This window comes from Actinophytocola glycyrrhizae (genome assembly GCF_042653545.1).
Lineage (GTDB): Bacteria > Actinomycetota > Actinomycetes > Mycobacteriales > Pseudonocardiaceae > Actinophytocola > Actinophytocola glycyrrhizae.
The window spans coordinates 468,510-490,821 of the sequence record NZ_JBHSIS010000006.1 but is presented as its reverse complement, the minus strand read 5'-3'; the positions used below and the strand labels follow the sequence as shown (position 1 = coordinate 490,821).

Annotated in this window: 21 protein-coding genes; 18 read left to right on the top strand and 3 right to left on the bottom strand. The window is 70.5% G+C overall.

Going from position 1 to position 22,312, the window contains the following annotated elements:
• Window positions 1–202: 202 nt before the first annotated feature.
• Window positions 203–637, top strand: a complete 435-nt coding sequence (locus ACFPCV_RS13065) for an HIT family protein (RefSeq protein WP_378056381.1) — start codon at window positions 203–205, stop codon at window positions 635–637.
• Between the two features lie 35 nt (window positions 638–672).
• Complete coding sequence (locus ACFPCV_RS13060; protein ID WP_378056380.1) at window positions 673–1,935, top strand: serine hydroxymethyltransferase; 1,263 nt, start codon at window positions 673–675, stop codon at window positions 1,933–1,935.
• A gap of 61 nt (window positions 1,936–1,996) precedes the next feature.
• On the opposite strand, the gene ACFPCV_RS13055 is transcribed toward ACFPCV_RS13060, so the two are convergent.
• Window positions 1,997–3,559, bottom strand: coding sequence for a glycoside hydrolase family 10-like protein (locus ACFPCV_RS13055; RefSeq protein WP_378056379.1), 1,563 nt, complete (start codon window positions 3,557–3,559; stop codon window positions 1,997–1,999).
• Window positions 3,560–3,802: 243 nt separating this feature from the next.
• Here ACFPCV_RS13055 and ACFPCV_RS13050 point away from each other — a divergent pair, with 243 nt between their 5' ends.
• Window positions 3,803–4,333 (top strand): MarR family winged helix-turn-helix transcriptional regulator, encoded by a 531-nt coding sequence (locus ACFPCV_RS13050; protein ID WP_378056378.1) that lies wholly within the window; start codon window positions 3,803–3,805, stop codon window positions 4,331–4,333.
• The gene (locus ACFPCV_RS13045; protein WP_378056377.1) at window positions 4,334–5,995 is read left to right on the top strand and encodes an MDR family MFS transporter; all 1,662 of its coding nucleotides are present in this window, start codon (window positions 4,334–4,336) and stop codon (window positions 5,993–5,995) included.
• Between the two features lie 315 nt (window positions 5,996–6,310).
• On the opposite strand, the gene ACFPCV_RS13040 is transcribed toward ACFPCV_RS13045, so the two are convergent.
• Window positions 6,311–6,814, bottom strand: coding sequence for an inorganic diphosphatase (locus ACFPCV_RS13040; RefSeq protein ID WP_378056926.1), 504 nt, complete (start codon window positions 6,812–6,814; stop codon window positions 6,311–6,313).
• Between the two features lie 78 nt (window positions 6,815–6,892).
• Between ACFPCV_RS13040 and dacB the strand changes: the two genes are divergently transcribed.
• From dacB to folK, 14 genes are all read left to right on the top strand, one after another.
• Window positions 6,893–9,790 (top strand): D-alanyl-D-alanine carboxypeptidase/D-alanyl-D-alanine endopeptidase, encoded by a 2,898-nt coding sequence (gene dacB, locus ACFPCV_RS13035; RefSeq protein ID WP_378056376.1) that lies wholly within the window; start codon window positions 6,893–6,895, stop codon window positions 9,788–9,790.
• A gap of 47 nt (window positions 9,791–9,837) precedes the next feature.
• On the top strand, window positions 9,838–10,920 hold the full coding sequence (locus tag ACFPCV_RS13030) for a zinc-dependent metalloprotease (RefSeq protein ID WP_378056375.1): 1,083 nt from the start codon (window positions 9,838–9,840) through the stop codon (window positions 10,918–10,920).
• Window positions 10,917–11,915 carry a tRNA lysidine(34) synthetase TilS gene (gene tilS, locus ACFPCV_RS13025; protein ID WP_378056374.1) on the top strand — a complete coding sequence of 333 codons (999 nt, stop codon included), beginning with the start codon at window positions 10,917–10,919 and terminating at the stop codon, window positions 11,913–11,915. The genes ACFPCV_RS13030 and tilS overlap by 4 nt, the downstream gene beginning before the upstream one ends.
• Window positions 11,885–12,439: a hypoxanthine phosphoribosyltransferase gene (gene hpt, locus ACFPCV_RS13020; RefSeq protein WP_378056373.1), complete on the top strand. Its 555-nt coding sequence runs from the start codon at window positions 11,885–11,887 to the stop codon at window positions 12,437–12,439. The genes tilS and hpt overlap by 31 nt, the downstream gene beginning before the upstream one ends.
• A complete protein-coding gene (locus ACFPCV_RS13015) occupies window positions 12,436–13,164 on the top strand; it encodes an ESX secretion-associated protein EspG (protein WP_378056372.1) in 729 nt (242 codons plus the stop codon). Before hpt ends, ACFPCV_RS13015 begins: the two co-directional genes overlap by 4 nt.
• 219 nt (window positions 13,165–13,383) lie before the next feature.
• On the top strand, window positions 13,384–13,746 hold the full coding sequence (locus ACFPCV_RS13010; protein ID WP_378056371.1) for a hypothetical protein: 363 nt from the start codon (window positions 13,384–13,386) through the stop codon (window positions 13,744–13,746).
• Between the two features lie 23 nt (window positions 13,747–13,769).
• Window positions 13,770–14,321 (top strand): DUF3558 domain-containing protein, encoded by a 552-nt coding sequence (locus ACFPCV_RS13005; RefSeq protein ID WP_378056370.1) that lies wholly within the window; start codon window positions 13,770–13,772, stop codon window positions 14,319–14,321.
• Between the two features lie 13 nt (window positions 14,322–14,334).
• Entirely contained in the window at window positions 14,335–15,684 is a 1,350-nt protein-coding gene (locus ACFPCV_RS13000; protein ID WP_378056369.1) for a hypothetical protein, read from the top strand.
• Between the two features lies 1 nt (window position 15,685).
• Window positions 15,686–16,426, top strand: a complete 741-nt coding sequence (locus tag ACFPCV_RS12995) for an ESX secretion-associated protein EspG (protein WP_378056368.1) — start codon at window positions 15,686–15,688, stop codon at window positions 16,424–16,426.
• A 184-nt stretch (window positions 16,427–16,610) separates the two neighbouring features.
• The gene (gene ftsH, locus ACFPCV_RS12990) at window positions 16,611–18,938 is read left to right on the top strand and encodes an ATP-dependent zinc metalloprotease FtsH (RefSeq protein WP_378056367.1); all 2,328 of its coding nucleotides are present in this window, start codon (window positions 16,611–16,613) and stop codon (window positions 18,936–18,938) included.
• A gap of 43 nt (window positions 18,939–18,981) precedes the next feature.
• On the top strand, window positions 18,982–19,602 hold the full coding sequence (gene folE / locus ACFPCV_RS12985; RefSeq protein ID WP_378056366.1) for a GTP cyclohydrolase I FolE: 621 nt from the start codon (window positions 18,982–18,984) through the stop codon (window positions 19,600–19,602).
• Entirely contained in the window at window positions 19,602–20,426 is an 825-nt protein-coding gene (gene folP / locus ACFPCV_RS12980) for a dihydropteroate synthase (protein WP_465251560.1), read from the top strand. The genes folE and folP overlap by 1 nt, the downstream gene beginning before the upstream one ends.
• The gene (folB, locus tag ACFPCV_RS12975; RefSeq protein ID WP_378056365.1) at window positions 20,419–20,793 is read left to right on the top strand and encodes a dihydroneopterin aldolase; all 375 of its coding nucleotides are present in this window, start codon (window positions 20,419–20,421) and stop codon (window positions 20,791–20,793) included. Before folP ends, folB begins: the two co-directional genes overlap by 8 nt.
• The gene (gene folK / locus ACFPCV_RS12970) at window positions 20,790–21,287 is read left to right on the top strand and encodes a 2-amino-4-hydroxy-6-hydroxymethyldihydropteridine diphosphokinase (RefSeq protein ID WP_378056364.1); all 498 of its coding nucleotides are present in this window, start codon (window positions 20,790–20,792) and stop codon (window positions 21,285–21,287) included. Before folB ends, folK begins: the two co-directional genes overlap by 4 nt.
• A gap of 105 nt (window positions 21,288–21,392) precedes the next feature.
• On the opposite strand, the gene ACFPCV_RS12965 is transcribed toward folK, so the two are convergent.
• The gene (locus ACFPCV_RS12965) at window positions 21,393–22,304 is read right to left on the bottom strand and encodes a MerR family transcriptional regulator (protein WP_378056363.1); all 912 of its coding nucleotides are present in this window, start codon (window positions 22,302–22,304) and stop codon (window positions 21,393–21,395) included.
• Between the last annotated feature and the right edge of the window lie 8 nt (window positions 22,305–22,312).

The following is a 22,312-nucleotide window of genomic DNA, read 5'->3' as shown; positions in this document are numbered from 1 at the left end:
GTTTTCGTCGGTGGGTACCGGTAAACTGGCATGGCGGGACGCCCCCGGGTTCGGGTGGGGGTTGCGTTCCGGCTGGTTCGCTGAATTTCGCAGGTCGACGCGGGTTTGCGTGGTCCGATCCCGACCCGTTGAGGTGGAGGCGTGGCTGCCGTAGGGCCATTGGTGCGCGATCCCGACCAGTGTTCACGCGGTACCGTTTCCGGTGGCCTGCTACATCTGCGACAAGCACCAGGCCGGTGACGGGGTCGTCGCCGGGGACGACCTCATGGTGCTCGCGCACGTGTTGCCGGATGCCTCCGGAGGCGGTCCCGTCTACCTCGGCCACCTCGTCGTCGAACCGCGTCGGCACGTCCCCGGTCTCGCCGACCTCACCCCAGCCGAAGCCGCCGCGCTCGGGAAGTGGGCCGCCCGTGGTGCCAGGGCGCTGCGGGCCGAACACGTCTACTCGTCGGTCGTCGGCCATCGGATCGACCACCTGCACCTGCATCTCTTCCCGCGCTACCCGGGGACGCCGCGCGACTACTGGTGGCCCCGGCTCGAAGAGTGGCCGGACGCGCCGCTCGGCGGGAACGTCGAGGTCACCCAGCTGGTGGGAGAGATACGGGCGCGCCTCGATGTGGCCGGTGCGGGCAGATAGTGTCTTTGCGGCACCGACATCATGGAGGCACGACCATGCACCAGCCGGCGATTCCGCACCTTGCCGCCGCCGATCCCGAACTCGCCCAGCTCGTCGAGGGCGAGGCTGCGCGACAGTTCGAGAAGGTGCGCCTCATCGCGTCGGAGAACTACGTCTCCACCGCCGTGCTCGAGGCCACCGGCTCGGTCCTGACCAACAAGTACTCCGAGGGTTACGCCGGCAAGCGTTACTACGAGGGCCAGCAGTTCATCGACCAGGTCGAGACGCTCGCCATCGAGCGGGCCAAGGCCGTCTTCGGCGTCGACCACGCCAACGTGCAGCCCTACTCCGGCTCACCGGCGAACCTCGCGGTCTACCTCGCGCTCGCCGCACCCGGCGACACCGTCATGGGCATGGCGCTTCCCGCGGGTGGGCACCTCACGCACGGCTGGTCGGTCTCGGCCACCGGCAAGTGGTTCCGTGCCGTGCAGTACGGCGTGCGCAAGGACACCGGCCGGGTCGACATGGACGAGGTACGTGACCTCGCGCGCGCGGAGCGGCCAAAGCTGATCTTCTGTGGTGGCACGGCGATCCCGCGCACCATCGACTTCCCGGCGTTCGCGGAGATCGCCAAGGAGGTCGGCGCGGTCCTGGTCGCCGACATCGCGCACATCGCGGGGCTCGTCGCCGGTGGCGCGCACCCGTCGCCGGTCGGGCACGCGCAGATCATCTCCACCACCACGCACAAGACGCTGCGTGGCCCGCGTGGCGCGATGCTGATGTCGGACGCCGAGTACGCCAAGGCACTCGACAAGGCCGTCTTCCCCGGCCTGCAGGGCGGCCCGCACAACCACACGACCGCGGGTATCGCGGTCGCGCTCGGCGAGGCCGCGCGGCCGGACTTCCGCGAGTACGCCGCCGCCGTCGTCGCCAACGCCAGGGCGCTCGCCGACGCGCTGCTGGCCCGCGGGTTCGAGCTGGTGTCCGGTGGCACCGACAACCACCTGATCCTGATGGACGTCACCGGCAAGGGCACCGCGGGCAAGCCGCTCGCGAAGGCGCTCGACCGGGCCGGGATCGAGCTGAACTACAACACCGTGCCGTTCGACCCGCGCAAGCCGTTCGACCCGTCGGGCCTGCGCCTGGGCACCGGCGCCGTCACCACCCGCGGTCTGGGCACCGAGCAGATGCCGCGCATCGCCGAGTGGATCGACCGGACGGTGACGGCCGCGAACGACAGCGACGAGGCCGCGCTCGCGGCCATCGCCGCCGAGGTCAAGGAACTGCTGGCCGCCTACCCGATGCCGGGCTGGTCCTAGCGGCAATGCCCTGAAAGGCGCTTTCGGGACGTGGAGCGTCCCGAAAGCGCCTTTCGGGGCGTCAGGCCTTCGCGAACCGTGGCCGGCTGGGCGTGCTCTCGTTGTGCGAGCGGTCCAGCGCTGTCACGACGTAGGTGTACCGCTTGCCCGGCACCGCCGTCGTGTCCGTGAACGACTGCAACGTGCCCCGCACCGCGCGGACCGACCCGACCAGGTGCGTGGCGTCCGCGACGTCACAGCGCCCGACGAAGTCGTACCCGTCGAGCCGGTAGACCGCGTACGACGTCGCCCCGTTCGCCACCCAGCGCACCCGCACCCCGGACGACGTCCGCGACGCGTCCGCGACCAGCGGCGCACCAGGACCGCGGGCCACCAGCCGGTCGGCGGTCGGCGGGAACGCGGGCCGCTGGTAGTGGTCGTCCCGCACGATCGTCATGTGCTGCAACCGGTTCGCGCGCACCTGCACGGCCGAGAAGTAGATGTCGCCTTCCACCTCGGGGTGGTCCTGGTTGAACGTGAGCTGGCGGCTCATCTCGTTCGGGTCCTGCCACGCGGCAGGCTGCGCCGGGTTCGCGACCTTGTAGTTGGCGTGCCCGATGTACAGGTTCACGTCCGTGCCCGCCACGATGTCCGACCACCACGGCACGAGCTTCGCGTAGTTGGCGACCTGGAAGTCGATGTTCCAGTACACCTGCGGCGTGATGTAGTCGATCCACTCCTCGCGCACCCACTTCACGGTGTCCGCGTACAGGTCGTCGTAGGTCTGCACGCCGCCCTGCGTGGGTGAGCCGGCCGGGTCCGTCGACGCGTTGCGCCAGATCGCGAACGGGCTGATGCCGAACTGGACCCACGGCTTCACCGACCGGATCTGGGCCGACAGCTCGGAGACGAGCAGGTCGACGTTGCGCCGCCGCCAGTCGGCGAGCGAGAGCCCGGCACCGTGCTCGGCGTAGGCCGCCGCGTCGTCGAAGACCTGGCCCGCGACCGGGTACGGGTAGAAGTAGTCGTCGAAGTGGACCGCGTCCATGTCGTACCTGCGGACCGCGTCCATGATCGCGTCGATGGTGAACTTCCGGACCTCGGGGATGCCCGGGTTGTAGTACAGCTTGCCGCCGTAGGGCAGCACCCACTCCGGGTGCACGCGGGCGGGGTGCGTCGGCACGAGCGCGTTGATGTCGGTGCCCATGGACACGCGGTACGGGTTGAACCAGCCGTGGAACTCGAGGTTGCGCTTGTGCGCCTCCTCGACGGCGAACGCGAGCGGGTCGTAGCCGGGGTCCTGGCCCTGTGTGCCGGTGAGCCAGTGCGACCACGGCTCGTAAGGCGACGGCCAGAACGCGTCGGCGGTCGGCCGGACCTGCACGACCACCGTGTTGAGGCCCAGTGCGACGGCCTCGTCGTACCAGCGGATCAGTTCGGCCTTCTGCTGGTCCGCGGGGAGCCCGCGGGCGGAGGGCCAGTCGATGTTGGCGACGCTGGCGATCCACTCGGCTCGCAGCTGCTGTTTGGGTGCCGCCGGGTTCGGCGCGCACTCGGTCGTGGGCTCGGCGGTCGCGGCAGGCGCCGCGGCGGCGAGCGAGAAGGCGGTGGCGGCGGCGAGGACCACGCTCATAAGTCGACGCATTGGAGCAGTGTGTCGGCTGCGCCACACCTCTGCCAATGGTGAGAAGGTAACGAGTCGTACTCGCTGGCCGCCGGATTCTTACCGCCGGATGTGTCCGACCTGTCCGTTTGTGGCAGTTCGTGCAGGTCAGGGCGTTGTTGTGGGATGGGCGTCACAACTTGTCGGCTTGCTCGAAGGGGCGATCCGAGTGCATGCTTGTATCGACCAACTAATTGGGTGATGCAAGCAACAGGAGGACGGGTCGTGGTCGCTCCGGGGATCGACTCCGAGCCGGACGAGCTGACGGAAGTGCAGGTCGAGGCAGGACGACGCCTCGCGAGCGCGATCTTCGGCATCGGCAAGCAGCAGGCGGCGCTCGGCCACCGGATGAGCAAGGCCGGGGTGGACCGGTCGACGATCGTGCTGCTGAAGACCCTCGTGCACCAGGGACCGAGCCGGTCGAGCGCGCTGGCGGCGGCGATCCACTCGGACCCGTCGACGGTCAGCAGGCAGATCGCCGCGATGGTGCGGGACGGTCTGGTGGAACGGATGGCCGACCCCGAGGACGGCAGGGCCAGCGTGCTCGCCGCGACCGAGGCCGGGAAGGCACTCCTCGAAGAGCAGCGCAGACGGCTGGGGCTGGCGCTGGCTCGCGTAGTACAGCAGTGGGCGCCCGAGGACGTGGACAGGTTCCTCGACCTCCTCGAACGGTTCGTCACCGACCACGAGCGCCACCTGCCCACGATGATCGACGAATGCGCGGCGTTCGCCGCGCGTTCCGAAGGGGAGAAGTAGATGTCCGAGTCGACCTCGCGCACTGTGCCCGAGGTGCAGGGGGAGCGGGGCGCGCTGTCGCACCGCCAGATCATGACGATTCTCGCCGGGCTGATGCTCGGCATGCTGCTGGCCGCGCTCGACATGACGATCATGGGCTCGGCGACGAAGACGATCGCGGACCAGCTCCACGGCCAGACCATCCAGGCGTGGGTGACCACCTCGTACCTGATCACGTCGACGATCTCGACGCCGCTGTACGGCAAGCTGTCCGACATCCTCGGCCGCAAGCCGATGTACCTGGCGGCGATCACGCTGTTCCTGGCCGGTTCGGTGCTGTCGTCGATGGCGGGCTCGATGTACGAGCTGGCCGCGTTCCGCGCGGTCCAGGGCCTCGGCGCCGGTGGTCTGATGTCGCTGGCGCTCGCGATCCTCGCCGACCTCGTGTCGCCGAGGAAACGCAGCAAGTACCAGGGCTACTTCATGGCCGTGTGGGGCACCTCCAGTGTGCTGGGCCCGGTGGTCGGGGGGTTCTTCGCGGGCGCGGGCACCATCTTCGGCGTCGACGGCTGGCGCTGGGTGTTCCTCGTGAACGTGCCGGTCGGCATCGTGGCGCTGGTCGTGGTCGCGCGGTTCCTGAACGTTCCGCACACCAAGGTGAAGCACCGCGTCGACTACTGGGGCGCGGCCGCGCTCACCGTCGCGCTGGTGCCGCTGCTGATCGTCGCCGAGCAGGGCCGCGTGTGGGGCTGGGACTCCGGCCTGGCGTTCACGATGTACGGCATCGGCGTCTTCGGCCTGGTCGCGTTCGTGTTCGTTGAGCGGCTGATGGGCGACGAGGCACTGCTGCCGCTGCGGTTGTTCCGCAGGCCGGTGTTCTCGCTGACCAACGTCATCAACTTCGTGATGGGCATCGGCATGTTCGGCATGATGATGTCGCTGCCGCTGTACCTGCAGATCGTGAAGGGCGCGACGCCGACCGAGTCCGGTCTGCAGACCCTGCCGATGACCGCGGGCATCCTCGTGGGGTCGATGGGTTCTGGCATCCTGATCTCGAAGACGGGACGGTACAAGCGGTTCCCGATCACCGGCCTGGGCATCGTGTCGTTGTCGATGTTCCTGTTCGCGCAGATCGGCGTGGACACCCCGCTCGTCTCGACGATGCTGATCATGGCCCTGGCCGGGTTCGGCCTCGGCCTGTGCATGCAGACGCTGATCCTGGCCATCCAGAACGACGTGCCCGCCAGGGACATGGGGGTCGCGACCTCGTCGGCGACGTTCTTCCGGTCCATCGGTGGCACGGTCGGCACCGCGGTGTTCCTGTCGATCCTGTTCGGCCTGGTCGGCGAGAAGATCGCGAACGCGTTCGCGGCGGTGCGGACCGATCAGGCGTTCCTCGCCGCGGCGGGCCAGAACCCGGAGTTCGCGAAGATGCTCCAGGACGGTGGCCTGGACCTGAACAACACGGAGTTCCTGGAAGGGCTCGACCCGACGCTGGCACGGCCGATCCTGACCGGTTTCGCCGAGTCCATCGACACGGTGTTCATGGTCGGCGGGTTCGTGACGCTGGTGGCCTTCGTGCTGATGTGGTTCCTCAAGGAGGTCCCGCTGTCCGACAAGTCGGGCATCCAGCGAGTCGCCGACGACGAGGCAACCGCGGCCGCACCCGCGATCGCGCACTGACCCGGGGAGGTGAGGGCCCCGCGCGCTCAGGGGGTGCGCGGGGCCTGCCTTTCGTGCAGCGAACGTCCAGGACGGCGACCGGCAGGCGAGACGCGTTCCCAAGGACCGCTGCCCTGCCCGCACAAACCGCCACGACCTGCGAAACTCGCGAACCGGCCGGAACGCAACCCCCACCCGATCCCGGGGGCGTCCCGCCATGCCAGTTTACCAGTACCCCCCGTCAGGCAGGGGTATGTCGATCTTGCTTGTGGACAACTGGTGCGGCTGTGGACAACTCGCCGAGCACACCCCGGTCTCGGGACGATCAAGCTGACGCTAGTGGTGCGGGTAGACGCCGCCCGCTTCCTTGAGCCGTTCGTAGGAGCGGACGATCTCCTTCTCCGCCTCGTCGCGGCCGACCCAGGTGGCGCCCTCGACGCTCTTGCCCGGCTCCAGGTCCTTGTAGACCTCGAAGAAGTGCTGGATCTCCAGCCGGTGGTACTCGGCAAGGTGGTGGATGTCGCGCAGGTGCTCGGTGCGCGGGTCCTCAGCGGGCACGCACAGGACCTTGTCGTCGCCGCCCTTCTCGTCGGTCATCCGGAACATGCCGATCGCACGGGCCTTGATCAGGCATCCCGGGAACGTCGGCTCCTGGACGAGCACCAGCGCGTCGAGCGGGTCGCCGTCCTCGCCGAGGGTGTTCTCCACGAAGCCGTAGTCGGCCGGGTACTGGGTGGCCGTGAACAGCGTCCGGTCCAGGCGGATCCGGCCGGTGGCGTGGTCCAGCTCGTACTTGTTGCGCACACCTTTGGGGATTTCGATCGTGACGTCGAACTCCACTGTTTCCTCGCTCAAATCGGCTCGTGTCGGGGTGCCATCTAGTGTGGACCACTGCTGGTTACCGATTGGGGAGGGCACGTGCCGAAGTCCGGGGATGGGGACCTCTGGCCGACAACCGACGACGACACCTCGTCGGCACCGGCCAAGGACTCGGCAACCCACGAGTTGCCCGTCCCTGACCAGCAGAAACAGCCCGAAAGGCCAGAGCGCCCCGCCGCCAGGGACGACGCCCCCGACAGCCCTCCCCACGAGGAGCCGTCGGCGCCGGTCACCGGGCAGCGTGATGAACCGCACGCCGAACCCGAGCGGCAGATCACCCGGCAGGTGTCGTCGTCGGCGGCCCAGGAGAGACAGATCAAGGCGGACGACCCGGCCAAGGCCGACTCCCGCCCCCACCCCGACCCCGCCTGGCCCGCCGCCGAGAACGAGCCCCGGCCGGGCAACACCCCCGACCAGGCGAACGGCGCGGCCAGACAGCCCGGCCGCCAGGAGCCTGGAACAGGCCAGCACTCGGACAGCGCCGACGGCGGTGCCCGTCCCGAGGGCACGCAGCCCACCAGCGCCGAGAGCACCAGCCGCCAGGAGGACTCCCGGCCCGGCGAGGTCCGGCAGCCCGCGAAGCCGCAGGGCAGCGCCCGCCAGGAGCCCGGCGACGCGCGGCAGTCCGCCGATCGCGAACACGGCGGCCAGCAGGAGGCCCCGCGGCGTGACCCGATCCGGCAGCCTGAGAGCCCTGGCCGCCAGGAGTCCGGCGCAGTGGCCAGGCCTGAGAACGGCGATTCCCAGCGTGGCCCGGCCCGGCGGCCAGGGAGCCTCGGTCGCCAGGAGCCCGGCGCAGCCGCCAGACCTGAGAACGGCGATTCGCAGCGTGGCCCGGCCCGGCAGCCGGGGAGCCTCGGTCGCCAGGAGCCGGGGGCAGCGGCGAGGCCCGAGAACGGCACCCGTCAGCAGGGCTCGCGGCCCGGCGCGGCGTGGCAGCCGGAGGACAGCGGCCGCCAGGAGCCCGGCCCGGCCCGGCAGCCCGCCGACCGCGACGACAACCGCCGTCAGGAGTCCTCGCAGCCGAGCCAGGCCCGGCGGCCCGAGAGCCCGGGCCGCCAGGAGCCCGGCGCACCGGGAAGGCCCGAGTACGGCACCCGGAAGGAGGGCGCGCGGCCCGGCACGGTCTGGCCCGAGCACGGCGCCCGCCAGGAAGACCCACGGTCCGGCGCACCCCGGCAGGGCCCCTTCACCCGCGGCGACCAGAACTCCGCACGCGCCCCCCAGACCCCGGAAAACGCCCCGACAAGCTTCATCCGCCCGGTCAAGGACCCCCGCGACGACGACGCGCCACCAAGCTTCACCAAGCCAGGACACGGCGCCGCCTTCCGCCGCCCCGGCGGTCCCGACAACGCCGCGACCACGTTCATCCGCCGCGACGACCCACCCGGCCGCACCCGCAACACCGACAGCGCGACGGTCGACCTCGCCCGCCCCGAACCGGACCGCGGCACCGACTGGCCACCGCCGGAACCGCCCCGCGCCGCCCCCGAGCGCATCGGCGGGCAACCGGGACCACCCGCCGAGCCGGACGAGGAGAAGAAACCCAGGAAACCACTGCTGATCGCGGCCATCGCGGTCGTGGCGGTCATCGCGCTGGCGGCGGGTGTCGTCTTCGGCGTTCCCGGCCTGTCCGACAAGCTCGGCCTCACCGGCGAGGACCCGGTCGCGATCGATCCGCCACCGGCGCCGGTCTCCTACAGCCCCGCGCTCCATGGCCCGGACACCGCGGCTCCCGGCCCCACCCGGCAGGGCGTCGAGCAGGCACTGACCGGCCCCATGGCCGACCCGGCACTTGGCAACGTCAACGGCATCGTCATCGACCCGACCACCGGCGAGACGCTGTACGAGAAGAACCCGGACGCCGCGATCACGCCCGCGTCCACCGGCAAGATCCTGACCGCCGCCGCGGCGCTGCTCAGCCTCGACCCGACAGAACAGCTGGTCACCAAGGTCGTCGAGGGCGAAGGGCCCGGCGAGGTGATCATCGTGGGCGGTGGTGATCCGACGATCTCGTCGCTCGAGGTCGGCGAGGAGTCGATCTACCCCGGTGCCGCGCACCTGTCCGAGCTCGTCGACCAGGTCAAGGCCGGCGGCACGCAGGTCCAGACCGTCTACATCGACCAGAGCCGGTACGCGCCGCCGGGCCTGGCGCCGAGCTGGCTGCCCGCCGACGTCGGCGCCGGCTACATCGCGCCGATCGTGCCCGCCATGCTCGACGGCGACCGGCAGGGGGACGCGACGGAGAACTACTCGCCCCGCACCACCGACCCCGGCCGCACGCTGGTCGAGGCGTTCGCCGACCGCGTCGGCGCGGCGCCTGCCGACTCGATCGAGAAGAAGGCGCCGGCGGACGCGAAGGTGCTCGGCGAGATCCGCTCCGCGCCGGTGACGCAGCTCGTCGACAACATGCTGAACCGCTCGGAGAACACGCTCGCCGACACGCTCGCCCACGAGGTCGCGATCAGGGCGGGTGCGGAGCCGTCGTTCGAGGGTGGAAGCAAGGCGATGCTGGATGTCCTGCGCCAGAACGGCTTCGACGTCGAGGGCACCGTGCTGCGGGACGGCAGCGGCATGTCCGAGGAGAACAAGATGACCGCCCGGCTGCTCGGCGAGGTGCTCGCGGTCGCGGCCGGCCCGGACGGCAAGGACCCGCGCACCGCGAAGCTGCGCCCGTTGCTCGGTGGCCTGCCCGTCGCGGGCGGCAGCGGCACCCTCGCCGACCGGTACACCGAGGCGGACGCGGTCGCAGGCAAGGGCTGGGTGCGGGCCAAGACCGGCTCGCTGACCGGCATCAACTCGCTGGCGGGCATCGTGCTGGACGAGGACGACCGGCCGCTGGTGTTCGCGTTCCTGACGAGCGGCACGGTGGCGACATCGGCGCGGCCCGCGCTGGACGGCGTGACCGCGGTGTTGCGTGGTTGTGGCTGTCGGTAGTGCCGTCGACACGGACGTTTCACACCCCGTCGGGTAGCGTCGGTGGCATGAGTGCGGCGGCCGCTGACCAGCAGGACGGGACCAGATCCCCGGTGGACTGGGGCATCGCCGTGGCCACCGCGCAGAAGCTGATCAAGCCGGGGCCCGCCGTGCCGATGGAGGACGCGGAACTGGCCGTCGCGCAGCTGCGTGGCGCCACCGACGCCGCCGAGACGCACGTGCGCGAGCTGACCGGTCTCGGCCTGGACCTGCCGCTGCACCCCGGTGACGTCGTCGACCGGCGCCGCTGGGTCGAGGCCGCCGCCGAGGGCCTGGCCGCGCTGACCGACGGCGCACTGCCCGCCGGGCAGAGCCGCTCGATGAGTGGCGTGCTCGCGGGCAGCGCAGGCGTGCAGGCAGGCATGGTGCTGGCGTTCCTCGGTGGCCGGGTGCTCGGCCAGTACGACCCGTTCGGCGGTGACCAGCAGGGCGGGCGGCTGCTGCTGGTGGCGCCGAACATCATGGCCGCGCAGCGGGCGCTCGACGTGCCTGCCGAGGACTTCCAGATGTGGGTGTGCCTGCACGAGTGCACGCACCGGCTGCAGTTCACGGCGGTGCCGTGGCTGCGTGACTACTTCTCCGGCGAGGTCGCGTCGTTCCTGTCCGGGCTGGACGAGACGGCGACCGGCGCGTTCACGCGGCTGCCCGAGATCATCAAGCAGATCCGCAGCCGTGCCGGCGACTCCGACGCGGGCAGCCCCGGCCCGATCGGCCTGATGGAGGTCCTGCAGTCGCCGCGGCAACGCGCGGTGTTCGACCGGCTGATCGCGCTGTCGACGCTGCTGGAGGGGCACGCCGACCACGTGATGGACGCGGTCGGCCCGTCCGTCGTGCCGAGCGTGTCGACGATCCGCGCCCGCTTCACCGCGCGGCGCCGGGGCGGCGGGGTGCTCGACCGGCTGCTGCGGTCGCTGCTCGGTGTGGACGCGAAGATCAAGCAGTACGCGGCGGGCGCGGCGTTCACCAGGTACGTCGTCGACGAGGTCGGCATGACCGGCTTCAACCGGGTGTGGGAGTCGCCCGAGACGGTGCCGCTGCGGGCGGAGATCGCCGACCCCGCGGCCTGGGTGCGGCGCGTCCACGGCCGGTGAGCCGGTTCGCGCCGGTCGCCCGCACGCGGCAGGCGGTGCGGCAGCTGCTCGACAAGGCAGGCCCGGTCCGGGACGTCGCCGTCGCGGTGTCGGGTGGCGCGGACTCGCTGGCGCTCGCGGCCGCCACGTCCTACGTCGCGTCCCGAAGTGACCGCACGGTCCACGGCCTGGTCGTCGACCACCAGCTGCAGGAGGGCTCCGCGGCGGTGGCGGCGGCCGCGGCGAAACAGCTGCTCGGCCTGGGGATCGAGGACGTGCAGGTGCTGACCGTGTCCGTGACCGGGCGCGGCGGTCAGGAGGCCGCGGCCCGCTCGGCGCGGTACCTGGCACTGCGTTCGGCCGGGTTTCCGTTGGTACTACTGGGACACACGCAGGACGACCAGGCCGAGACAGTCCTGCTCGGACTCGGCCGCGGCTCGGGCCCGCGCTCGATCGCGGGCATGCGTGACCTCGACCTCCCCTGGGGACGCCCGTTTCTGTCGGTGCCCCGTGCTACCACTGTCGCAGCGTGCGCGGAACTGGGTCTGACCGTGTGGGATGACCCCCACAACGTCGATCCGGCCTACACGAGGGTCCGGCTGAGGAGGGAGGTGCTGCCGCTGCTGGAGAACGTGCTGCAGGGTGGGGTGGCGCCCGCGCTGGCACGGACCGTGGCGCAGCTGCGTGACGACGCTGAGGCATTGGACACACTCGCGGCCCGGCTCCTGGAGTCGGCACGCACCGAAGGGGAGCTGGCGGTGCCGGTTCTGGCGGCGGAACCGGCGGCGCTGCGGCGCAGGGCGCTGCGCCGGTGGCTCCTCGACGTCGGCGTGCCCGAATTGACCGATGCGCACCTGCGGTCGGCGGACGCGCTGATCGGTGAGTGGCGGGGTCAGGGCGCCGTGTGGTTGCCGGGCAACTTTGCGGTGAGCCGAGCCCGTGGCAGGCTTCGGGTAACCGCGTGGGAGCCAGGAGAGGGGACCGGGTGTACGGCGACGACATCGCCTCCGTCTTGATCACCGAGCAGCAGATCCAGGACAAGATCAAAGAACTCGCGAAGCAGGTCGCCGACGAGTACCCGGAGCGCGGTGACCGGGGTGACCTGTTGCTGGTCGGCGTGCTCAAGGGTGCCGTCATGTTCATGACCGACTTCGCCCGCGCACTGCAGGTGCCGGTGCAGATGGAGTTCATGGCGGTCAGTTCCTACGGTTCGGCGACCTCGTCGTCCGGCGTGGTCCGCATCCTGAAGGACCTGGACCGCGACATCGCGAACCGGCACGTGCTGATCGTCGAGGACATCATCGACTCCGGCCTGACGCTGAGCTGGCTGCTGAAGAACCTGGCGTCCCGCAACCCGGCGTCGCTGGAGGTGTGCACACTGCTCCGCAAGCCGGACGCGGTGAAGGTCGAGGTGCCGGTCAAGTACGTGGGCTTCGAGATCCCGAACGAGTTCGTGGTCGGCTACGGCCTGGACTACGCGGAGCGCTACCGGGACCTGCCCTACATCGGCACGCTGGACCCCAAGGTCTATTCGTCGTGACGCGGTTCCTCACGCCGGTGGCCCTGGACTTCCTGTGGGAGTCCCTGTCCGCAGGCGAACTGCCGTACCCACTGGCAGCGAAGTCCCACGGCGAGACGATGGACCAGCGAAGCATGCTGCGCCACCGCGTCTTCGAAGACCTGCGCAACCAGCGGCTGATGGACGCCCATGGCCGCCCGTCACCGGACATAGAGGACTGGCTGACGCTGCTGGTGCACGGCACCCACAGCGTGGACGCCGTCTTCGAGGACAGGTCCGCCTTGTCCACAGGCGACGGCCACCAGGCCATACTGGCGACGCAGACCGAAGAAGGCCTGACCCTGCGGCGAATCGACCCGAGCTCGGTGGTGTCCTCCATAGTGGCGCTGCTGCCGCCGTGCCGCCGCGGCACGGAGCAGTCGATCACCATCCCGGCGGCCGACCTGACCGCGATGTCCCATGGCAAACCGGCGGGCCGCACGACCACCGACCGCCAGGTCCTGAAAGCACTGTCCGAACAACCCAAACTGCGCGTGGGCCAGTTGGCGGTCAACACCCGCAACCGGATGGGCGGCCGCAAACGCTCCCCGGTCCTGTCCTGGTTCGACACAGAGACCGGCCGCTACCTGACCTACACGAAGAAGGGCCAGGACGGCACGGACTGGGTGACGATCGCCCCGGCCGACCCCGCGACCCTCCGCCACCACCTCGGCGAACTACTGACCAAGGTCAACCAGACCAGGTGAAAGCCGCCAGAAGGGCAACGCCCTGAACGACGGCCACACCCCAGCTGTCCCGCCCGAGCCGACCGGTAGCCGTTCCAGTGACGGTGGGTGCTCGTCGCAGGTAGCGGGTGGCCCTTTGTGCTGATTGCGTCCCCGTGTGTGATCCCGTGCGTTAATCTCGACAACGGTCACGCGCCGCACAAGAGGGGTGTGCGCGCCGAGTAACCAGGGGAGCGCAGGGTGTACGAGGCAATCGGAGGCGCGGTAAGCGCCTTCAGCAACGCCGCGATGAGCGGCCAGGTCTCCATCGAAGCAGAAGCCGCCGCCGACGCGCTGACGAAGCTCGGCAAGGTCAAGGACCAACTCACTGAGCTGCTCCAGAGCGAGCACGGCAAGACGGACGTTGAGATCGGTGCGAACCCCGTCGGGGTGGCCATGGCTCGCAAGTCGGTGGGCCGGTACGACGGTGACGACTCCTTCATCGCCGCCCTGAAGATCCTCTTGGATCAGACGGCCAAGGCCGAGACCGCGTTGAACCAGTGCATCAACAACTACGTGGACACCGACGACCTCCACGCCGCCACGTACAACAGGACCCAGTAGTGGTTTCTGCCCGCGTGCGACCCGTGGCGGCTGTGCTCAGCGCCGCCATGCTCGTTGCCCTCGCCGCCTGCAACAGCGCGACAGCGGGGGAGCCGAAGCCGACCGGGAGTGAGTCGCAATCGTCCGAGGACGCCACGACGAACGCCAGTTCGGAGTCGGAGGAACCGGACTACTCACTGGCCCGGTTGTGCGAGTTGATCTCCCCAGAGGAGGCTCAACAGTTCGGCGGGTCGGCGGAAGGCGAGAAGGGCAACAGCCTCAACGACGGCCACGCCATCTGCAAGTGGTCGGATGCGATGAGTCTGATCGTCGGGTTCCAGGAGGGTGTCAGCGCGACCGATCCGGACACGGGCCCTGACATCACGAACACGCCGACGACGATCGACGGATTGCCCGCGATGCAGTCACTGAAGACGGACCCCGCGGTTATTTGCGAGGTCATGGTCGATCTGCCCAGCGGGAAGATGTTCACCTCAAGTGCCGCGGTGCTGTCCGCTGGCGAGGGTAAATACGACGCATGTCAGGTGGCGACCCAGCTCGCGAACCTGATCATTCCGCGGGTGAAGGACCAGTAAGGGGGAGCTCCGAATGGCACCGAACAACGAGCAGCAACCGCACTTCGACACTCACCGGTACTCGGGTGACCAGGCGGTCGACACGCGCCGGGTCATGAACCACATGCCGGACGAGGACAGGTCGACGACGCAGGAGATCGAGCAGTCGATCAACGAGCGCCGGACCGCCGAGCTGGCGCCCGAGGTGCGGATGGGGGACGACCGGGTCATCGGGGACACCCCGTTCTGGGACAGCTACGACAGCAACGCGCTGTACGCGATGGCGACCGAGAGCAACACGCCGTCGACGGCCGACAACCTCGGTCGCGCGTTCAACGACGGTGGCAACAGCCTCGCCGAGGCGGCCAACGCGCTCTTCGAGGCCGTCAACGCGCTCGACGGTGCCTGGTCCGGCGTCGCGGCCGACTCCGCCAAGAGTGCGCTCTCGCCGCTCGCGCAGGCGGCTGGTGTCGCCGGGCAGACCGCGCAGCTGATGGGTGTCCAGATGTCCCAGCAGTCGGTCGCGGCTACCGAGGTGAAGAAGCTGCCGCCGCCCAAGGAGTTCAACCAGCAGCAGTCCCTGGACGCCATGGTCGCGGGTGGGCCGCTCGCGATGCAGGCGGACCTGAAGGCGCAGAAGGACGCCGCCGACGCGGTCAAGCGTGAGCAGATCTCCTACCTGAACGCCTACACGCAGGCGCTGAGCGCGGTCGACGAGCAGACCCCGTCGTTCGTGCCGCCGAAGGAGCGGATCGGCGGTGGCGGCGGGGACGCGGGCGGCTACTCCGGCGGCACCGTCTCGATCCCGGGCACGAACGACCCGTCGCTGTACAACCGGGGCACGCACACCGGGGCGCCGACCGGGGCGTACGTGGGTGGGGCGGGCCCCAACGGGGAGCAGGGCGGCTTCTTCGGCAACGACGGCCAGACCGACCAGAGCGGCTACGCCCCGGTGCCCAGCGGCCTGGGCACCGGCTCCTCCGGCTACAACCCGGGCCCGACGGCACCACCGACGTCCTTCGGGCCGGGTGGTGGGCCGGGCGGCGTTCCGTCCAGCTCCGTGCCCGGTGCGGGTGCCGGTGGCTTCGGTGCCGGGTTCGGCAGCTTCGGCGGCGGTGCCGGTGGCGCCGGTGCGGGCGCGGGTGCCGGTGCCGGCAACACCGGTGCGACCGGGCCGAAGGGCGCGGGTCCCGGCGGCATGACGACCGCTCCTGGCGGGCGTGGCGGCGCGGGTGGCATGGCCGGTGCGCCGCGTGGCAAGGGCGAGCGCGAGGACGACCAGGAACACGACCGGCCCGCCTACCTCGTCGAGGGCGACCCGGAGAGCACCTTCGGCAACGACCAGCTGACCGCCCCGGCGGTCATCGGCGGGGACGACGAGTGACGTGCGGCAGGAACGGCTGATCAGCCCCATCGCACTGGACTTCGTCTGGGAAGCGCTCGGCGCGGGTGAACCGCCCTACCCGCTGGAGATCCACGCGCATGGCGCGACGGTGGACAGTCGCGCCATGCTGCGGCGGCGGATCAGGGAGGACCTGGTCGCGGACCGGCTGCTGGACAGCTCGGGCAGGCTGGCGCCGCAGCTGGAGGACTGGCTGCTGGCGCTCGCGAACCCGGAGCTGAGCGTCGACTCCGTCTTCCTGCCGGACACCGGCGCCGAGCCGGTGCTCGCGCTCGCCGCGAGTGGCCGTGGCTCCGCGGTGCTGGCGGTCCAGCAGAAGGACGGCCTGCGGCTGCGGCCCATCCCGAGGGACGGGCTGGTGTCGGCGATCGTCGGCATGCTGCCGCCCGCCAGGCGCGGCACCGAGACCTCCATCTCGCTGCCGTCGAACGAGCTGGCGACCGTCGGCGGGAAGGCGGCACCCGGTGGCCGGGCCAGCGACCAGGAGACCCGCAAGGCGCTCGCGAAGCTGACCGCCATGCCCAACCGGCGGGGCGGGCAGATCGCGGCGAACAGCCGCAGCGACATGCGTGGCCGCCGCCGCAGCCAGGTCCTGTCGTGGTTCGACAACGAGTCGGGCCGCTACCTGACCCAGACGAAGAACGACTGGGTCACGATCGCGCCGGCGGACGCGGCGAACCTGAGACACCGCATCGGGGAGATGGTCGCGTCCGTCACAGCCTGACCTGCGCTTTCGCCGCGGGAACCGATTCGGCCTCCGCACCGTTGGACCTAGGTGGGTATCTCTCACGCACTTCGCGGCGAGGGTGCCCAGCCATGGGCGGTACCCTGGGTGAACCGGAGTGCCTCGTCCGGCCAGGTATCACATGCTGTCAGGGAGGGTCGGGCCGCGCCGCGGCCGTAAGTTGATGGACCGCAAGCGTCTGCTTCGCAACCCGCTGGTGTGGATCCTGGTGGTGTTGCTGCTCTACTTCTTGATCAGCATGCTGTTCGACGACACCCGCGGTTACACCGAGGTGCCAACGTCGAAGGCGACGTCGCAGATCACCGGCGGCAACGTCGAGAAGGCGGAGCTCGAGGACAAGGAACAGCGTCTCAAGCTGACTCTGAAGGACCCGATCGACCAGGACGGTCAGAAGGTCACCCAGATCATCACGCAGTTCCCCGCCGCCGCGACGGGCGACATCTACCGGCAGCTCGAGGACCAGGTCGACAACAGGACCGAGTTCGACACGACTGTCACGCAGGAGTCGTTCCTCACCCAGATCCTGATCTTCCTGATCCCGCTCGGACTGTTGCTCCTCCTGCTGATGTGGATGATGAACAACGTCCAGGGCGGCGGGAACCGCGTCATGAACTTCGGCAAGTCCAAGGCCAAGCAGCTGCCGAAGGACATGCCGAAGACCACGTTCTCCGACGTCGCGGGTGTCGACGAGGCCGTCGAAGAGCTGTACGAGATCAAGGACTTCCTGCAGAGCCCCGGCCGCTACCAGGCGCTGGGCGCGAAGATCCCGAAGGGCGTGCTGCTGTACGGCCCGCCGGGCACCGGCAAGACGCTGCTGGCCCGCGCGGTCGCGGGTGAGGCAGGCGTGCCGTTCTACTCGATCTCCGGTTCGGACTTCGTCGAGATGTTCGTCGGTGTCGGCGCCTCGCGTGTCCGCGACCTGTTCGAACAGGCCAAGCAGAACGCGCCGTGCATCATCTTCGTCGACGAGATCGACGCGGTCGGCCGCCAGCGCGGCGCGGGCCTCGGCGGTGGGCACGACGAGCGTGAGCAGACGCTGAACCAGCTGCTCGTCGAGATGGACGGCTTCGACGCGCGTGGCGGAATCATCCTGATCGCCGCGACCAACCGGCCCGACATCCTCGACCCCGCGCTGCTGCGTCCCGGCCGCTTCGACCGGCAGATCCCGGTGTCCGCGCCGGACCTGATGGGCCGCAAGCAGATCCTCGAGGTGCACTCGAAGGGCAAGCCGTTCGACACCGACGTCGACTTCCACAGCCTGGCCAAGCGCACCGTCGGCATGTCCGGCGCCGACCTCGCCAACGTGATCAACGAGGCCGCGCTGCTCACGGCCCGCCAGAACGGCACCGCGATCAACGGTGCCGCGCTGGAGGAGTCGGTCGACCGCGTGATCGGCGGCCCGGCACGCAAGAGCCGGATCATCTCCGAGAAGGAGAAGAAGATCACGGCCTACCACGAGGGCGGGCACGCGCTCGCCGCGTGGGCCATGCCGGACCTGGAGCCGGTGTACAAGCTGACGATCCTGCCGCGCGGCAGAACGGGCGGGCACGCGCTCGTCGTCCCCGAGGACGACAAGCAGCTCATGACCCGCTCCGAGATGATCGCCCGGCTGGTGTTCGCGCTCGGCGGCCGCTCCGCGGAGGAGCTGGTGTTCCACGAGCCGACGACCGGCGCGTCGTCGGACATCGAGCAGGCCACCAAGATCGCGAAGGCGATGGTCACCGAGTACGGCATGTCGGCCCGGCTCGGCGCGGTCAAGTACGGCAAGGACGAGGGCGACCCGTTCCTCGGCCGCTCGATGGGCCACGCCCCGGACTACTCGCTCGAGGTCGCGCACGAGATCGACGAGGAGGTGCGCAAGCTCATCGAGGCCGCGCACACCGAGGCGTGGGACGTGCTCAACACCTACCGCGACATCCTCGACAGCCTCGTGATGGAGCTGCTGGAGAAGGAGACGCTGCAGCGCAGGGACCTGGAGCGGATCTTCGCCGGCGTCGAGAAGCGCCCGAGGATCACCGCGTTCAACGAGTTCGGCGGCCGCACGCCGTCGGACAAGCCGCCGATCAAGACCCCCGGCGAGCTGGCGAAGGAACGCGGCGAGCCGTGGCCGCCGGTGCAGGAGGAGGCACCGACGCCGGTGCGCACCGCACCGGGTGGCGGCGAGCTGCCGGGCGGTCCGCCGCGGCAGAACCCGGAGCCCCCTGGTGGCAGTGGCAACGGCGCGGGGCCGAACGGTCAGCCGCCGCGGCCCGGTGGCTACGGCCAGCCGTACCCGCCCGCCGGTGGCTACCCGCCGCCGAACGGTCCCGGTAACAACTCGGGCCCGCCGAACTACGGCGCCCCGCCCGGGTGGACGCCGGCCACGCAGCCTCCCGGCAACAACCAGCCGTGGCGTCCGTCGTGGGATCAGCCACAGCCAGGACCGTCCGACCAGGATCGACGCGACGGCTCCGACCGTCGTGACGGTCCCGAATGGGATAGTGGTCGCTGAGAACGGTCCTACCAGGACCTGAACGGCGACCGGAGGCGAAGCTGTGACGGCTAACGGGTCCCACCGGGGCCCGCTGTACACCGGCGGGTCGGTGTTCGACCAGGAGCGGGCCGAGAAGGCGGTCCGGGAACTGCTGCTCGCATGCGGCGAGGACCCGGACCGCGACGGGCTCCAGGACACCCCCGCGCGGGTGGCCAGGGCGTACCTCGAGATGTTCGCCGGCCTGTACACGAACCCGGACTCGGTGCTCGACAGGACGTTCGACGAGTGCCACGACGAGCTCGTGCTGGTCACCGACATCCCGATGTACTCGACGTGCGAGCACCACCTGGTGCCGTTCCACGGCGTCGCCCACGTCGGCTACATCCCCAACGAGCAGGGCAAGGTCACCGGCCTGTCGAAGCTGGCGCGGCTCGTCGACCTGTACGCGAAACGCCCGCAGGTGCAGGAGCGCCTCACCTCGCAGATCGCCGACGCGATCGAGGGCAAGCTCGACCCGCGCGGCGTGATCGTCGTCGTCGAGGCAGAGCACCTGTGCATGGCGATGCGCGGCATCCGCAAGCCCGGCGCCCGCACCACGACGTCCGCGGTGCGCGGCATGCTCCGGTCCTCGTCGACGTCCCGTTCCGAGGCGCTCGCACTGATCAACGGGCGCAGCCGGTGATCACCGCGCTGCCGCGTCCCGGCCGCTGCGCGGTGATGGGCGTCCTGAACGTCACGCCGGACTCGTTCTCCGACGGCGGGCGCTACCTGCACCTGGACGACGCGCTCGCCCACGGCGTCGAGCTGTGGACCGACGGCGCCGACCTGGTGGACGTGGGTGGCGAGTCGACCCGGCCCGGCGCGGACCGCGTGGCGCCGGACGTGGAGATCGCGCGGGTCGTGCCGGTGGTCCGGAGTCTGTCCTCGGCCGGTGTCGCGGTGTCGGTGGACACGACCCGCGCCCACGTCGCCGCCGCGGCGATCGAGGCGGGCGCCGCGATCGTGAACGACGTGTCCGGCGGCCTGGCCGACCCCGACATGGCCCGCGTGGTCGCGGAGGCGGGCGTGCCGTGGATCCTGATGCACTGGCGCGGCAGCTCCAGGGACATGGAGTTGCTCGCCAGCTACGACGACGTGGTCACCGACGTGCGTGACGAGCTGTCGGCCAGGGTCGACGCGGCGCTCGCGGCCGGGGTGTCCTCGGACGCGCTGGTGCTGGACCCCGGCCTGGGCTTCGCGAAGAAAGGCGACCACAACTGGGCGCTGCTGCGCAGGCTGGACGTGCTGCAGGCCCTGGGTTTCCCGGTGCTGGTGGGAGCGTCACGCAAACGTTTCCTCGGCACCCTGCTGGCGGACAAGGAAGGCGTGCCCCGCCCACCCGACGGCCGGGAGGACGCGACCGCGGCGATCTCGGCGCTGGTGGCGCGGGCCGGCGCGTGGGGCGTGCGGGTGCACGACGTGCGCCGGTCGCTGGACGCGGTGAAGGTGGTGGAGGCGTTTGGCTGACCGCATCACGCTGACGGGCCTGCGGGTGCGCGGGCACCACGGCGTCTTCGACCACGAGAAACGCGACGGCCAGGACTTCGTGGTCGACGTGACCGGGTGGCTGGAACTGACCAGGGCGGCGGCGACGGACGCGCTGGAGGACACCCTGGACTACGGCGCGCTGGCGTCGAGGGTCGCGAAGATCGTCGGCGGTCCGCCCCGCGACCTGATCGAGACGGTCGCGACGGAAACCGCGGAGGACATCATGCGCTGGGACGAGCGTCTGCACGCGGTGGAAGTCACCATCCACAAGCCGGACGCCCCGATCCCGCTGACGTTCGCCGACGTCGCGGTGACGGTCCGCCGGTCCAGGAAGCGCTTGGGATGACGACAGCGGTCCTGTCACTCGGCTCGAACCAGGGCGACCGGCTCGCGTTCCTGCGCCTGGCGGTCGACGGCTTCCGGGACGTGTTGGCGAAGGTGTCGCCGGTGTACGAGACCGCGCCGTGGGGCGTGACCGACCAGCCGGACTTCCTCAACGCGGTGCTGGTGGTGTCGTCCCAGGAGATCGACGAGTGGGGCTGGCTGCGGCGCGGCCAGGCACTGGAGGCGGCGGCCGGCCGGGTCCGCGAGCGGCGGTGGGGCCCCCGCACGCTGGACGTCGACGTGGTGACGGTGGCCGGGGTGACCAGCGACCACCCCGACCTCCTGCTGCCCCACCCCGGCACCCCGGCCCGCGCGACGGTGCTGATCCCGTGGTTGGCGGTGGACCCGGCCGCCGAGCTACCCGGCCACGGCCGGGTGACCGACCTGCTGGCAGCCCTCCCGGCCGAGGACCGCGAAGCGGTCCACGAACGCAGGGACCTGCTCCTGGTGCCGTAACGGCCCGCGGGATTGGCCGCGGCTGCCATGCCCTGAAAGGCGCGTTCAGGGCGTTGAGCGCCCTGAACGCGCCTTTCAGGGCATGCTCCTCCGAGCGGAGGTCGGTCAGCAGCGCAGTGCCGCCACCAGCCATTCCGCGTTCGGGACCTGCGTCGGCCACTGGGGCCACTCGTTGATCGTCGCCATCAGTTGCCAGTAGCGCTCGGCGCGGGTGTCGGTGCCCAGCTCGATCCGCTCCGCCGCCTCCGCGCGGGACATCCCGAACACCGCCACGATCTCCGCCGCCAGTGCCTGACCGGTCGCCGCCCCGGGGTCCTCGCCGGCCTCCCGCGCCGCCGCGGCCCTCGCAGTCCATTCCATGAACTGCTTCTTCGCCTCCTCGGACGGCTCCTCGATCGTCTCGCCCGCCGCCCGCGCCGCGGAGTGGCCTTCGCTCATCGCGCGGATCCTGGCGCGGAAGTCCTTGTCCCGCACCAGCTCCGCCAGCTCGATCCACGCCGCCAGCTGTTCGGGGCTCGGGTCGTCCGGCAGCACCGGCTTCGCGGAGCGCATGAAGGTGTCGAAGTCCGGGTTGATGTCGAGGCCCGCGTTCACCTCGTCCCAGAACTCGTCGATCAGCGCCGCCCGTTCCGCGTCGGTCATCGTCGCCAGGTTCTTCATCAGTCGCACCTCATCCAGTTCGGCCTCGGTTCTCGCGATCGCCCGCAGCACGGCCCGCCGCAGCCGCAGCACCCGGATCTGCTCGTCGAGCAGCTCCACGTGCCTGCGGGCCAGATCGGCGACGGACGACCGGCCAGCCAGCGCCGCCGACGCCTCCGGCAGGCCAAGCCCCAGCTCGCGCAGCGTGCGCAGCAGCTCGAGCCGCGCCAGCGACTCGCCGTCGTACAGCCGGTAGCCCGCGTGCGTGCGGTCGGCGGGTGGCAGCAGCCCCTCGTCCGAGTAGAAGCGGATCGTGCGCGTGGTCAGGCCGGTACGCCTGGCCAGCTCGCCGATCGTCAGGAACCCCATGGGCGACATGCTGGACC